We start from the raw sequence: 13758 nt of genomic DNA on the forward strand, positions 1-13758 counted from the left end.
GTTAATACCATGATCTTACCGTAGTTATCCACAGTTGGTTGCTGCTAATTTGAACAAATTAGAGTTCGTTTGCCCAAATTTTAACCCATTCTCCTGCAGGATCTTCAGGAATTTCGTGTTGCTGAACATCAATTTCAAAGCAATCACCGATCCTTTTCGCGCCATTTTCTTGTAATAAAGTATCTAGCGTGTGGATCGCACCACAAAAGGTATCGTATTCCGAGCTACCAATACCTACGGCACCATACTTGATCTTACTGAGATCAGGTGATTGAGACTGGATAGCTTCAGCAAGAGGTTGAATATTTTCGGGAAGATCCCCTGCGCCATGTGTAGAGCTAACCACCAGCCATAACCCTTCAAGCGGTAAGTCATCTAATTCAGGACCGTGCTGTATATCCGTTTCATAGCCGAGTTCTTCTAAAATCTCTGCCATATGCTCTGAGACATATTCGGCACTGCCCATGGTACTACCGCTAATTAAGGTTACTTTTGTTGCGCTCATGGTTATTCTCTTTCACATTAACAGGGCGCTATTGTACGCTGTGAATGAGCTGGGATCTACCTGTGGATAATGTGGTTATATCATTTTTTTTTCTAAGGGCTGATCGTACGCATGATCGGGTTTTGTAAGGAGATCAGCGTTTCTGTGGACTGTATTTCATCTATGGTCTGGATTTTGTTGATAAGTACGTCTTGTAGAGAATCTATCGATCGGCACATGACTTTAATAAAGATACTGTATTGACCTGTTGTGTAGTAAACCTCAACCACTTCTTCTAAAGCATCCAATTTTTTAAGGGCTGTATGGTAGTCTTTAGCACTTTTTAAAATGATCCCGATAAAACAGCAGACATCAAAGCCGAGTTGTTTTGCACTGATATCAATACGTGTGCCTTTTATGATCCCCGCTTGCTTCATTTTTTCCACTCGCACATGAATGGTCCCTGGGCTTACTGAGAATTTTTTGGCTAATTCAGCATAAGGTGTACGCGCATTGACCATTAATTCGTGAAGTATGTCACGATCGAGATTATCGATTTGATAATTTTCAGGCATTATTTAGTCTCCATTTTGATGATTATTCATTTTTATACCCATTTTTTTAATCAAAATAAACAGTAAAGGCTTTTTTTAATGATGGATATTGAATTTATACCTCATTTTGTTGCTTAATCTACACATCGGCTAATTACAGCAAACAAATTATGGGTAATATTATGGACAAGTCATTCATCGAACATCAGCAACAAATCAGTTTTGTTAAATCTTATTTCTCACGTTTACTTGAAAAAGAGCTTGGTCTCATTGAAGTTCAAGGTCCTATCCTGAGCCGCTTAGGCGATGGTACTCAAGATAACTTATCAGGCTGTGAAAAAGCCGTTCAGGTAAAAGTGAAATCCATTCCTGGTGCAACGTTTGAAGTAGTGCATTCTTTGGCTAAATGGAAACGCAAAACCTTAGGTCGTTTTGGTTTCAGCGAAGGTCAGGGTCTGTATACACATATGAAAGCGTTACGTCCGGACGAGGATCGCTTAACCCCAATCCACTCCGTCTATGTTGACCAGTGGGATTGGGAAAAAGTGATGGCAGATGAGGAGCGTACACTTCCTTATCTGAAGCAGACAGTGGGTAAAATCTATAAGGCAATAAAAGAAACAGAAGCTGCCGTAAGTAAAGAATTTGGTTTGGCACCGTTCCTGCCAGACCAAATTCACTTTATCCACAGTGAAGAGCTGCTAAAACGTTACCCAGACTTAGACGCGAAAGGTCGCGAGCGTGCAATTGCTAAAGAATTTGGGGCAGTATTTTTAATCGGTATAGGTGGAAAACTGTCTAGCGGCGAATCCCATGATGTTCGTGCTCCAGACTACGATGATTGGACCACAGAAAACGAAGATGGTTTTAAAGGCTTAAACGGTGACATCATTGTCTGGAACCCTGTACTACAAGATGCGTTTGAAATCTCTTCAATGGGGATCCGCGTAAGCCCAGAGTGCTTAACTCGCCAGCTGGCATTAACTGGTGATGAAAAACGTATGGAGCTGGAATGGCATCAAGCATTAGTGAAAGGTGAAATGCCACAATCTATCGGGGGTGGTATTGGTCAATCTCGTTTAGTGATGTTGCTGCTACAACGCAAACATATTGGTCAAGTTCAGTGTGGTGTTTGGTCACCTGAAATGACTGAAACCGTTGAAGATATGCTGTAATTATCGATTAAAACGGCGCAGTAATCGGTTTTTTAGCCCTGTATCAAAACGCCAGATATGATCGAATATCTTCATGATACCGGGCTTCCCATAATTTGAGACAGATACCGCATGGAAGCGGTATTTACCAACTTTTTGAAGGGATTTTATTTTTTGGATCAGCTCATCAGGTAAACGTTGAGCCACAAAATCCGAAATCACAACCGCATCCGCATCACTCCACTGTTTTGATTCTAATTTTACGGTTGTTTCGCGTAAACATGCCGCTAAGTCAGTACCTCCACGAAATGTTTGCTGTAAGAAGCGCATACACTGTTCTAAACCATCTGCCGAGAGAAGATCATAATGGACTATTTCAGTGGAAAACAGCATGACATGGCAGGCTCGATTATCCGCCAGCGCAATTTTCATTAAAGCCAGACAAAAAGCTTTTGCACAGCGCTCGTTAATGCCTCCCATGGAGCCTGAAGTATCGATACAAACAACAAACGGTCCCCGAGGCTGTTCTTCATGCTGATGATGGGTTACTGGGCGCAAAACCTTGCGTTCCTGCCAACTTTCCCCTTGCAATCGATAGGTAATGAGCTGTTTCTCTAGTAGCTTTCGGTAAAATTCAAATTCGATATCTTCTAGCCCTAACATTGCGAGTTCAGCGGGTAATAACCGCAAAATATCATCACTTTGGTTTAAACCATTCACTTGTTCAGGTACTGTTTCTGGGACTTTTTCCATTACCGTCATCGGTTCAAGGATGACGTTATCATCCAGAAGAGATTTTGCAGATTGGCTGCGTCCTAACAGCTGGGCTATTTTCTCCAGTTCAGGTTGCTGACGTAAAAAATCACTGTAGCGGGCAATCAACTGGTCATTATAAGAAGCAGGGTTACTAAACCCTTTACTAAGATCCCATAAACGTCCTGAAGAGCGTTCATTTTCACCTAAAATATCCTCAAGGTTGCCACTGAGAGCTAAGCGTCGTTGTAGTTCCGCCAACAATTGCTCTTTTTCTTGTTCTAGGAGCTCTTTATGTAAAGTTGTTACTTGTAAAATCAAACTGATGCGCCAGCGTTGAACAATCAAAGATTGCCGTGCACTCCGATTTTCTATTTTCCCTTTTTGCAGTTGTAATGCTTCACGGTAAAACGGCGAATCCAGCTGCTCTAATCTGGCGATGACACTGGGTAATTGAGAGAAAAAAGTATCCGTGGGTATCCCTAATGATTTTTGGTATAGCCCAAATTCTTCAGATAATTGCTGGGGAACTAAAGCATCTTGTAGTTTTTGCTTAAGATCTTTTTTCCAACTGGAGAGATCTTTTAAGAGCGCTTTTTTTAATCGCGGGTGCTTTTCAAAAAAAACGGCCAGCTGTGGGGTAGCAAGAAGAGAAATAATAATCTCCTCAATGAGCTGGCTTTCATTCACGGAAAGCAGTAACTCTAACGACGCTAGGCTCATCATAATTAGTTAGCCACTTTGCCCAGTATTTGCTGACGGAGCTGTGTTAATTTATCGGTAAGCTTCATGAAACTCTCTTCGACACCTGCCAGCCAATGTGCTTCGATAAATAGATTGGGTTGTTGTTTTTCAAATTGATATTTTGCCCCTTGAATCTCATTTTGAATGGTATCCAGTTTATCTAACCACTCTTTATTATTTGTGGCGGGTGTCGCAGCGACGTTTTTATTTTGCAAATATAAGGTTGATGCTTGATGACTGACATCTAATAGCTGGATTTGGTTTAAATTATTCACTTCAGCTGCCAGTTCTTGGGCGAAACCAATACCATTAAGATGGGCAGATAACGTAGTCCCTTTATTTAAGAAATTCACCAACGCCTTTTTCTCAGTCGTGATAAATGTCACTTTCATATTATGCAGCTGCAATGGGCGATGTAAAAAGAGGGTCATACGTCCTTCGCTGATATTTTCAGGTAATACATAAGAGGCTTTGCGTGCAAACATCGCATTATTTTTTAAAACCTTAAACGCATCTTGATTATTTTGATCTTGCGTGGATGACATCCATTGTTGGTAAACTTGCTCAATTTCTCGCGTAAATTTACGTTGTTGCCAGCCATCCTCTTGAACGAGAGATTTGATCAACTGGGGCAGTAAATTCATAGACTGCATATCGTGCCATAAACAATCTTTGAGCAGCACAATATCCAAAGGTGAAACTGAATCCCGACCGTTAAAGAAAGCACTTGCCTGTAATAAATAAACGGCCTTCTTCCAGCGTCTATCAGAGACATATAAATTCTTTTCTGTTGCATCAATCTGTTGGCGTAACTGATAAATCAGTTCAAAACAATGATCGGGCAGCGAAATTTTGGGAATTTCTTTTTGCCATTCCCGGTACTCTTCTTCACTGATTTTTAGGTGATCAGGAACCAAATTCTCTTCTTGTGGATATTTGCCCGTTAATAAAGCACGGAAGTTTTGTTTTTCTTGAACTTTATCCAGCCAAATTCGCAGTAACATCCTATCAAAAAGTGCTTCAAGGCTATTATCAGCATCCGGCAGTTCATTAGATGCCGTCACTAATAAGCGCATCGGGATATTTTTTTCTACGTCCCCATTACGGAATTTACGCTCATTAATGGCGGTCAATAAGGTATTTAAAATCGCTGGACCCGCTTTCCAGATCTCATCCAGAAAGACAACTTCCGCATCCGGTAGATACCCTTTGGTTAACCGTTCATAGCGACCTTCATCTTTTAAGGCTTGAATGGATAGTGGTCCAAATATCTCTTCAGGAGTAGAAAAGCGAGTCATTAAATATTCGAAGGCATTAGCTTGGCGAAATGCATATTTCATACGACGGGCAATTAAGCTTTTCGCTATTCCCGGTGGTCCCAATAAAAATACGCTTTCTCCGCTGAGAGTCGCGAGTAAACACAAACGAATAGCTTGCTGACGTTCATACAAGCCACCTTCAAGGTAGTTGCTCAATTGGGCTATCCGTTCAGCTAATTGCATAAGGGGTTCCTTTTCTCTAAATAACTCGTCTAAGGGTTAGAGGGAGATGGTTATTGACCAAGCTATTGCTAGGTTATCCGTCCTTTTATTCATTGTGCAATCAGTTTCGTGATTTTTCTTTGATATTATTTGGCATAAAGCACACCTAATATCCGTGTGTTGGCGGATTGAATATTTACTGAGCAGGAACGATTCAGCGATAACTTATTCAATAAGTTAGCTTTTTATGCGTAAAAATAGGCTAACGAAACGTTTCGATAGTGATCACAAAACCAAGATAAGAATATTGAGTTGTGACTGTTCTTTACTATTATTGTATGAGCGAAACGTTTCGCTTGAGATGTATCGAAACCCCATAGTAGAAAAAACAGACTAAAAACGGTGGTAAAGAATGAAAAAAGGTATGCTGCTTAACGCTAATATTGCTGCCGTGATTGCGAAATTGGGTCATACCGACCATATCACGCTTGGCGATGCTGGCTTGCCAATTCCTACTGGCACAGAACGTATTGATTTAGCAGTGACACAAGGACTACCGGATTTCATGTCTGTTTTGCGGGTCGTTACCCAAGAAATGCAAGTAGAAAAAGCAATACTTGCCCAAGAAATCAGCAAAATAAATCCACAAATGGAAAAAGCTATTTTAGCCCATCTTCGTGAATTAGAAGCAGCACAGGGAAATCACATTGAAGTCATTTATTGCAGCCATGAGCATTTCAAACAACGAACTCATGATAGTAAAGCCGTGATCAGAACAGGGGAATGTTCACCCTACGCAAATATCATTCTTTGTTCCGGTGTGACTTTCTGAGGTGACTATGCAACCTTTATTAGAACTAATCGGCATTGATAAAGCTTTCCCCGGAGTAAAAGCACTCTCTGGAGCCGCTCTAAAAGTCTACCCAGGTAGAGTGATGGCGCTAGTGGGAGAAAATGGTGCCGGTAAATCCACCATGATGAAAGTGCTCACGGGGATTTACAATAAAGATGCGGGAGCGATCCGTTACCTTGGTAAAGACGTGGCATTTAATGGTCCAAAGAGTTCCCAAGAAGCGGGGATCGGGATCATTCACCAAGAGCTAAACTTAATTCCAGAATTAACCATTGCTGAAAATATCTTTTTAGGTCGCGAGTTTGTAAACAAGTTTGGCAAAATTGACTGGAACAAAATGTTTAGTGAGTCAGATAAACTCCTCCAGCGACTCAATCTTAATTACGATAGTCACCAAACCATTGCTGAATTATCCATTGGTGAACAGCAAATGGTCGAAATTGCTAAAGTTCTCAGTTTCCAATCTCAAGTCATCATTATGGATGAGCCGACAGATGCACTGACTGATACCGAAACCGCCTCACTCTTTCGCGTGATTGAAGATTTAAAATCCCAAGGCTGCGGGATTGTGTATATCTCTCACCGTTTAAAAGAAATTTTCGAAATTTGCGACGATGTGACCGTTTTTCGTGACGGCCAGTTTATTGGTGAAAAGCCCGTCAGTGAATTAGAAGAAGAAAAACTGATTGAGATGATGGTCGGACGTAAGCTGGAAGACCAATATCCGCGAGTCGATGTGCCTGTTGGTGATATTCGTCTTCAAGTTGAAAATGTTTCTGGTCCCGGTGTAACCAATGCTAGTTTCACACTAAGAAGCGGTGAAATTTTAGGTGTTTCAGGTTTGATGGGCGCAGGACGTACAGAGTTGATGAAAATCATCTACGGCGCAGCACCGAAAAAATCCGGCAATATCCAGCTAGAAGGCAAAAACGTCACCTTAAAAACCCCACAAGATGGTTTGAATAACGGCATCGTTTATATTTCCGAAGACCGTAAGCGCGATGGTTTAGTACTGGGGATGTCAGTAAAAGAAAATATGTCCTTAACTGCATTAGGTTACTTCAGCCACTTTGGCGGTACATTAAAGCATGGTGAAGAGCAAATGACCGTAGGGGATTTTATCCGCTTATTTAATATTAAAACCCCATCCATGGATCAGATAATTGGCAATTTATCTGGTGGTAACCAGCAAAAAGTGGCAATTGCCCGTGGATTAATGACCCGTCCAAAAGTTCTGATTCTTGATGAACCAACCCGCGGTGTTGATGTTGGGGCAAAAAAAGAGATCTACCAATTAATTAACCAATTCAAAAAAGAAGGGCTGAGTATCATCCTCGTTTCTTCAGAAATGCCTGAAGTCATTGGGATGAGCGATCGCATTTTGGTTATGCATGAAGGGCATATCAGCGGCGAATTCTCCGCCAAAGAAGCAACGCAGGAAGCCTTAATGGCGGCCGCAGTCGGTAAAAATTACGGCTCAGTTCAGGAGTTAACAGCATGAGTTCAACAACCGCACCATCAAAACGCTACTTCAGCAAAGCATGGCTAATGGAGCAAAAATCCTTAATCGCCCTATTAGTTTTAATTGCGATTGTTTCAACCTTAAGCCCCAACTTTTTTACAGTAAACAACTTGTTTAACATCCTTCAACAGACTTCTGTGAACGCTATCATGGCTGTGGGAATGACATTGGTTATTCTGACTTCAGGTATTGATTTATCAGTCGGCTCACTACTGGCGCTAACCGGTGCTGTTGCGGCATCTATGGTCGGTGCTGATGTTAATGCATTTGTTGCAGTGGCAGGCGCTTTAGCGCTCGGAGCAGCAATTGGGGCATGTACAGGTGTGATTGTTGCCAAAGGTAAAGTACAGGCATTTATTGCAACATTAGTGATGATGTTATTACTGCGCGGTGTGACCCGTGTTTATACTGATGGTAGCCCAATTAATACTGGATTTAGTGATAACGCTGACTTGTTCGGTTGGTTTGGTATTGGTCGCCCATTAGGTATTCCTACCCCTGTATGGTTAATGGTTATCGTCTTTGCTGCAGCGTGGTACATGCTGCACCACACTCGCTTAGGTCGTTATATCTATGCGTTAGGTGGAAATGAATCAGCAACCCGCTTGTCGGGGATTAATGTCGATAAAATTAAAATTATCGTTTACGCCTTATGTGGCTTATTAGCTGCTCTGGCGAGTGTCATCGAAGTTGCACGTTTATCATCAGCTCAGCCAATGGCAGGTAATGGCTATGAATTAGATGCGATTGCCGCGGTTGTCCTCGGTGGTACAAGTCTTGCTGGTGGTAAGGGGCGTATAGTTGGTACGCTGATTGGTGCCTTGATTCTCGGTTTCCTAAATAACGGATTGAACTTATTAGGTATTTCTTCAAATTACCAAATGATTGTTAAAGCCGTTGTGATTTTATTAGCAGTGCTCGTTGATAACAAAAAATAGTAATTATGACCCCTACCCGATAACGACAGGAATTTTCTTATGAAACTGAATAAATTAGCGACTTTATTTACCGCATTTGCACTAACAGCAACCGTCAGTGTGAATGCGATGGCAAAAGAGAGCATCGCGCTGGTTATTTCAACCCTGAACAACCCATTCTTTGTGACCATGAAAGATGCAGCACAAAAAGAAGCGGACAAACTGGGTTATGAACTGATTGTTTTGGATTCTCAAGATAACCCAGCGAAAGAGTTAGCGAACGTACAAGATTTAACGGTGCGCGGCACCAAATTAATGCTGATCAACCCAACTGATTCTGATGCGGTGGGCAACTCAATTCTGATGGCAAACAAAGCAAAAATTCCTGTTATCACCTTAGACCGTGCAGCTAATAAAGGTGAAGTGGTGAGCCATGTTGCTTCCGATAACCGCATGGGCGGAAAAATGGCGGCAGACTTTATCGCCAAGAAAACGGGTAATGACGCTAAAGTGATCCAATTAGAAGGTATTTCTGGAACTTCTGCGGCTCGTGAGCGTGGTGAAGGTTTCAATGCGGGTGCGAAAGAGCATAAATTCAACGTATTAGCGAGCCAGCCTGCGGATTTCGACAGAACTAAAGGCTTGAACGTTATGCAAAACTTACTGACAGCACATCCTGCTGTTCAGGCTGTTTTTGCGCAAAATGATGAAATGGCACTCGGTGCATTAAGAGCGCTGCAAACTGCGGGTCGTGATGATGTGCTAGTGGTTGGATTTGATGGCACAAATGACGGTATTAAGGCAGTTCAAGGCGGAAAATTAGGAGCGACAATTGCTCAGCGCCCAGATCAAATTGGTATTGTTGGGGTACAGATCGCAGATAAAGTATTAAAAGGCGAAAAAGTAGAAGCAACAGTTCCCGTTGAATTAGAACTCGTGGTAAAACAATAATTCCATATAAAGTAACAATCCTTGATAAAACAAGAAGATTGAAGAACCGCCGTGAACTATAGCGGCGGTTTATTTAATTGCGTAGCAAAAGGAAATAAATGTTATGGCAGCAGCTAAACTGGTTGTTTTAGGCAGTATCAACGTTGACCACATTCTGAATGTGCAACAGTTTCCCCAGCCAGGTGAAACTGTAAGAGGCGATCGCTACCAAGTTGCCTTCGGCGGCAAAGGGGCTAACCAAGCTGTGGCGGCAGGACGTAGTGGTGCTGATATAACATTTATTGCTTGTGTTGGTGATGATGATGTTGGCATTAGCATCAAAAAACAGTTACAAAAAGATACCATCAAGATTGACTGCATTGACTCTGTTGCAGGTGAAACAACAGGGGTCGCTCTGATTTATGTTAATGGTCAAGGTGAAAACATCATTGGGATTAATGCGGGGGCAAACGGACACCTTTCTACTGAACGATTAGCGGCTTATCAACAAAAAATCATTGATGCAGATGCCTTATTAATGCAACTAGAATCTCCGATTGAAACGGTACAAATGGCAGCTGAAATTGCTCGCCAACATCAAACTAAAGTGATCTTAAACCCTGCGCCTGCACAAGCGTTGCCTGATTCGCTGTTGTCGCTGGTGGATGTTATTACACCAAATGAAACTGAAGCTGAGCATTTAACGGGGATTGCTGTTAATGATGACGATGGTGCGCAAAAAGCAGCACTAGCGCTTCATCAAAAAGGTATTCATAAAGTGATGATTACATTGGGTGCTAGAGGCGTTTGGTATAGCGAATCAGGTAAGCAAGGTAAAATAATACCGGGCTTTAAAGTGAAAGCAGTAGACACCATTGCAGCAGGTGATACATTCAATGGGGCGTATGTAACTGCGCTACTTGAAGGCCAATCCGATGAAGATGCTATCATCTTTGCTCACGCAGCTGCGGCTATTGCAGTTACGCGCCCGGGGGCACAACCTTCTGTTCCATGGCGTAATGAAATTGACCAGTTTCTTCTTCAATAGGATTAATTTGTGGCAACAATGAAAGATGTTGCTCGCCTTGCGGGCGTATCAACATCCACCGTCTCCCATGTTATCAACCAAAATCGCTATGTCAGTGAAAGTGTGACCTCACGGGTAAAAAGTGCAATTGAACAACTCAATTATGCACCTTCAGCCTTAGCGAGAAGTTTGAAAATGAATCGCACAAATACAATCGGTATGTTACTCACTGCGAGTAATAACCCTTTTTATGCTGAGGTGGTGCGTGGAGTCGAGCGTAGTTGCTACGAACTGGGTTACAGTTTGATCCTATGCAACACGGAAGGGGATCTGAAACGCATGGATCATAGCTTAGAAACTTTGCTGCAAAAGCGCGTTGATGGGCTACTTATTATGTGTACTGAAGTGCAGGGACCATCCAAAACTGTTTTTTCCCGTTATCCATCGGTTCCAACAGTGATGATGGACTGGTCTCCATTTGAATCTGCTGGCGATATTATCCAAGATAACTCGTTCCTTGGTGGTGAAATTGCAACACGTTATTTAATTGATGCTGGTTTTACGCGAATCGCTTGTATTGCCGGTCCTCAAGATAAATCCCCAGCGCAGGCGCGTTATCAAGGCTTCCTTCATGCCATGAAAGCAGCATCGCTGAATATCTACGATGAATACATTATCTTCAGTGATTTTGAGTTTTCGGGTGGATTTGACTCGATGAATAAACTCTTGGCACTACCGAATCCCCCAGATGCTATTTTTGCGGGGAATGATGCGATGGCGGTCGGTGCTTACCAAGCGATTTACCAAAAAGGCATGAAAGTGCCTGACGACATTTCCATTATTGGTTATGACGATATTGCACTCTCTTCTTATATGATCCCGCCACTCACCACGGTTCATCAGCCGAAAGATGAACTTGGTCAGCAAGCGGTTAACCAACTTATTTATCGAATGGATAATCCAGATGCTGAACCATCTGTTTTAGTCTTAACGCCAAAACTAGTGGAACGTCAATCAGTGAGGAAACGCTAATTCTGCGTTTTCTCGGATTTTTTATCTTTAATTAAATTATCACCATCGGTTTTACTGAGTAATAGAAACACAAAGGCAGAAAGTAACGTGATAGCTCCGATCGTAATAAATGTGTAATGGAAGTTATCCACAACATTGCTATTTGGCTGATTATCAAAAAAGCTCAAAATGGTAGCACTCACCGCGATCCCAAAACTAATAGACAGTTGCTGAGTCACGGCTAACATACTGTTGCCGGCGCTAGCGTTATTATCTGTTAAGTCCGCTAAGCAAATGGTATTCATGGCAGTGAACTGTGTGGACATCACCATTCCTAAAATAAACAGTGGGATAATGAGCAAGTAAATCGACATATCGGGGCTTTGCAGTGAAAATTGTGAAATCATCAACCCGATAATTACCGTGACAGTAAACAGCGTATTTCGATACCCAAATCGAGTTAAGATTCTGGTGACTGCAGATTTAGCTGTAATTGACCCAATCGCCAGCGGAGCCATCATCATTCCTGCCACAACGGCTTCATAACCAAATCCTACTTGCAGCATCAATGGCATTAAGAATGGAATACTTCCAGTACCTAATCGAGTGGCGATGTTACCGCTAATACCAATGGAAAAGGTTCTCGTCTTAAATAAGTTGAGCGGAATAATCGCATGCTTAATGCGCCTTGCGTGAAGTATATAAAGAAGAAGGCAAAGAAAACCGCCCAGAACTATCGCTAAAGGTATATAGCTAGATAATGATTTATCGCCAAACAGATCCAGACTGACTGAGAGCATGACCAAGCCAAACCCGAATAGGATAAACCCGAGGGTATCGAACTTACGTTTCGGCATTTTAAAATCAGGCATATGCTTTAATGCATAAATAATACCGAGTACACCAATAGGGATATTAATAATAAATATCCAATGCCATGTGGCATAGGTGACAAGAATCCCGCCTAACAAAGGTCCTAATATAGGACCGACTAATCCAGGAATAGTCACAAAGTTTAAAATTGGCAAGAGTTCACTACGGGGGTAAGCACGGATCAATGCGAGTCTTGCTACAGGCATCATCATCGCACCGCCAATTCCTTGAATCACTCGTGAAGCCACTAACACTGTGAGTGAAGGAGAAAGTGCACAGAGTAGTGAACCTAGAGAAAAGAGAGAGACGGCAATAATAAAGATACGTCGAGTGCCAAATCTGTCTGCGAACCAACCACTCACTGGGATTAATAACGCCACGGTTAAGGTATAACTCACAACGGCAGATTGCATCGCTAATGGGGAATGATGCAAACTTTTGGCAATATCAGGTAGTGCCGTATTCAATATAGTGGCATCCAACGCTTGCATAAAGAAAGCCATCGCGGCAATCCACGGCAAACCCGACATATTTTTAGCAGTCTTAAACATCCGTTACCTATTGATAATTTGGTGAGCGAATTCGTTCTATTAGCTTATTTTTGCATTGTCGTTAATAAGGTATAGCAGAGATCGCAAGCTTCACGACTCTTACCATTAATAATAGCATCGGCAAGTTGTTGGTGAAGTTCTACTTCTATTGCATCATTTTCCGTTATTGCATCAAAGTAAAGTTGATATACCGATCTAAAGAGATTGGCGAACGAAATTAAAAATGGATTACAGCACGCACGATAGATAGTTAGATGAAAACGAAAATCGACTTTTATCCAATGAGACCTATCAAACTCCTTATCGAGGAGAGTCATCTCATTAGACAGTAATTGCAGGGTCTGTTTTTGTTCTTCTGTGGCGTTTAGTGCTGCGAGATAACAAGCTTGGGGTTCAATGGCGAGACGAACAACTTGAAAGTGTTTAATCACCACGGATTTTTCTTCACTGTTAATCCACCAATTTAGCAAGTCTTGATCGAGGAAGTTCCAATTAGAAGCGGGCATCACTCGAGTACCAATTCGGGGGCGTGCTAAAACCATACCTTTCGCGGCTAATATTTTAATGGCTTCTCTGATGGCTGTTCGGCTGGCATTAAACTGTTTTGATAACTCTAATTCGCTGGGAAGAATAGTATCAGATAAATAGGATTCTTTTAAAATGAGCTGCCCAAGACTCCGAGCAATAATAAAAGAGAGGTTTTTTTGTGAGGCATTTTGTTGTTTACTCAATTCCATGATTTATCCCATGCAGATACTAATCACTGATATGTTACGTGAGTAAATCAATTATTGCTGCTGAAATAGTCAAAAAACAGTAGTAATTTACGGTATTAAGTCATATTTGGCTAAAAAAAACGCGAACGAAATAAATATGTAAAAAAACACTTGCGGGATTTCTGCGA

The 13758-nt window shown here is 41.9% G+C and carries 13 protein-coding genes; 7 read left to right on the plus strand and 6 right to left on the minus strand.

The genetic code is table 11. The features are described from left to right. Positions 1 to 58: 58 nt before the first annotated feature. Positions 59 to 505, minus strand: coding sequence for an FMN-binding protein MioC (gene mioC, locus PR766_RS15815; RefSeq protein WP_006663267.1), 447 nt, complete (start codon positions 503 to 505; stop codon positions 59 to 61). 92 nt (positions 506 to 597) lie between these two features. Next, positions 598 to 1059 (minus strand): transcriptional regulator AsnC, encoded by a 462-nt coding sequence (asnC, locus tag PR766_RS15820; RefSeq protein ID WP_006660657.1) that lies wholly within the window; start codon positions 1057 to 1059, stop codon positions 598 to 600. A gap of 161 nt (positions 1060 to 1220) precedes the next feature. On the opposite strand from asnC, the gene asnA reads away from it, so the two are divergent. Beyond that, positions 1221 to 2213 carry an aspartate--ammonia ligase gene (asnA, locus tag PR766_RS15825; RefSeq protein WP_006663268.1) on the plus strand — a complete coding sequence of 331 codons (993 nt, stop codon included), beginning with the start codon at positions 1221 to 1223 and terminating at the stop codon, positions 2211 to 2213. On the opposite strand, the gene viaA is transcribed toward asnA, so the two are convergent. Together viaA and ravA are read right to left on the minus strand one after the other, a co-directional pair. Continuing rightward, on the minus strand, positions 2214 to 3671 hold the full coding sequence (gene viaA, locus PR766_RS15830) for an ATPase RavA stimulator ViaA (protein ID WP_154635901.1): 1458 nt from the start codon (positions 3669 to 3671) through the stop codon (positions 2214 to 2216). Between the two features lie 2 nt (positions 3672 to 3673). Next, a complete protein-coding gene (gene ravA, locus PR766_RS15835; RefSeq protein WP_006660660.1) occupies positions 3674 to 5191 on the minus strand; it encodes an ATPase RavA in 1518 nt (505 codons plus the stop codon). Positions 5192 to 5582: 391 nt separating this feature from the next. Between ravA and rbsD the strand changes: the two genes are divergently transcribed. The 6 genes from rbsD to rbsR all read left to right on the plus strand — a co-directional run bounded on the left by rbsD (position 5583) and on the right by rbsR (position 11451). Beyond that, complete coding sequence (gene rbsD / locus PR766_RS15840) at positions 5583 to 6002, plus strand: D-ribose pyranase (RefSeq protein ID WP_006663271.1); 420 nt, start codon at positions 5583 to 5585, stop codon at positions 6000 to 6002. A 7-nt stretch (positions 6003 to 6009) separates the two neighbouring features. After that, positions 6010 to 7524, plus strand: coding sequence for a ribose ABC transporter ATP-binding protein RbsA (rbsA, locus tag PR766_RS15845; RefSeq protein ID WP_006660662.1), 1515 nt, complete (start codon positions 6010 to 6012; stop codon positions 7522 to 7524). Further along, entirely contained in the window at positions 7521 to 8483 is a 963-nt protein-coding gene (rbsC, locus tag PR766_RS15850) for a ribose ABC transporter permease (protein ID WP_006660663.1), read from the plus strand. Before rbsA ends, rbsC begins: the two co-directional genes overlap by 4 nt. Before the next feature lie 39 nt (positions 8484 to 8522). Next, positions 8523 to 9413: a ribose ABC transporter substrate-binding protein RbsB gene (rbsB, locus tag PR766_RS15855; RefSeq protein WP_006660664.1), complete on the plus strand. Its 891-nt coding sequence runs from the start codon at positions 8523 to 8525 to the stop codon at positions 9411 to 9413. 103 nt (positions 9414 to 9516) lie between these two features. After that, positions 9517 to 10440, plus strand: coding sequence for a ribokinase (gene rbsK, locus PR766_RS15860; RefSeq protein WP_036962448.1), 924 nt, complete (start codon positions 9517 to 9519; stop codon positions 10438 to 10440). A gap of 9 nt (positions 10441 to 10449) precedes the next feature. Next, a complete protein-coding gene (gene rbsR, locus PR766_RS15865; RefSeq protein ID WP_006663274.1) occupies positions 10450 to 11451 on the plus strand; it encodes a ribose operon transcriptional repressor RbsR in 1002 nt (333 codons plus the stop codon). On the opposite strand, the gene mdtD is transcribed toward rbsR, so the two are convergent. Further along, positions 11448 to 12854, minus strand: a complete 1407-nt coding sequence (gene mdtD, locus PR766_RS15870; protein WP_006660667.1) for a multidrug transporter subunit MdtD — start codon at positions 12852 to 12854, stop codon at positions 11448 to 11450. The two genes, rbsR and mdtD, sit on opposite strands and share 4 nt — an antisense overlap. 44 nt (positions 12855 to 12898) lie before the next feature. Then, positions 12899 to 13591, minus strand: a complete 693-nt coding sequence (locus PR766_RS15875) for a FadR/GntR family transcriptional regulator (protein WP_006663275.1) — start codon at positions 13589 to 13591, stop codon at positions 12899 to 12901. Positions 13592 to 13758: the final 167 nt, after the last annotated feature.

This window comes from Providencia sp. PROV208, from assembly GCF_028479465.1.
Taxonomy (GTDB): Bacteria; Pseudomonadota; Gammaproteobacteria; order Enterobacterales; family Enterobacteriaceae; genus Providencia; species Providencia alcalifaciens.

What these genes read in the sequence shown, in the direction of transcription:
- asnA (WP_006663268.1), top strand. Translation starts at nt 1,221, where the DNA reads ATGGACAAGTCATTCATCGAACATCAGCAACAAATCAGTTTTGTTAAA.
- PR766_RS15875 (WP_006663275.1), bottom strand. Translation starts at nt 13,591, where the DNA reads ATGGAATTGAGTAAACAACAAAATGCCTCACAAAAAAACCTCTCTTTT.
- rbsD (WP_006663271.1), top strand. Translation starts at nt 5,583, where the DNA reads ATGAAAAAAGGTATGCTGCTTAACGCTAATATTGCTGCCGTGATTGCG.
- ravA (WP_006660660.1), bottom strand. Translation starts at nt 5,191, where the DNA reads ATGCAATTAGCTGAACGGATAGCCCAATTGAGCAACTACCTTGAAGGT.
- viaA (WP_154635901.1), bottom strand. Translation starts at nt 3,671, where the DNA reads ATGATGAGCCTAGCGTCGTTAGAGTTACTGCTTTCCGTGAATGAAAGC.
- mdtD (WP_006660667.1), bottom strand. Translation starts at nt 12,854, where the DNA reads ATGTTTAAGACTGCTAAAAATATGTCGGGTTTGCCGTGGATTGCCGCG.
- asnC (WP_006660657.1), bottom strand. Translation starts at nt 1,059, where the DNA reads ATGCCTGAAAATTATCAAATCGATAATCTCGATCGTGACATACTTCAC.
- mioC (WP_006663267.1), bottom strand. Translation starts at nt 505, where the DNA reads ATGAGCGCAACAAAAGTAACCTTAATTAGCGGTAGTACCATGGGCAGT.
- rbsC (WP_006660663.1), top strand. Translation starts at nt 7,521, where the DNA reads ATGAGTTCAACAACCGCACCATCAAAACGCTACTTCAGCAAAGCATGG.
- rbsK (WP_036962448.1), top strand. Translation starts at nt 9,517, where the DNA reads ATGGCAGCAGCTAAACTGGTTGTTTTAGGCAGTATCAACGTTGACCAC.
- rbsA (WP_006660662.1), top strand. Translation starts at nt 6,010, where the DNA reads ATGCAACCTTTATTAGAACTAATCGGCATTGATAAAGCTTTCCCCGGA.
- rbsB (WP_006660664.1), top strand. Translation starts at nt 8,523, where the DNA reads ATGAAACTGAATAAATTAGCGACTTTATTTACCGCATTTGCACTAACA.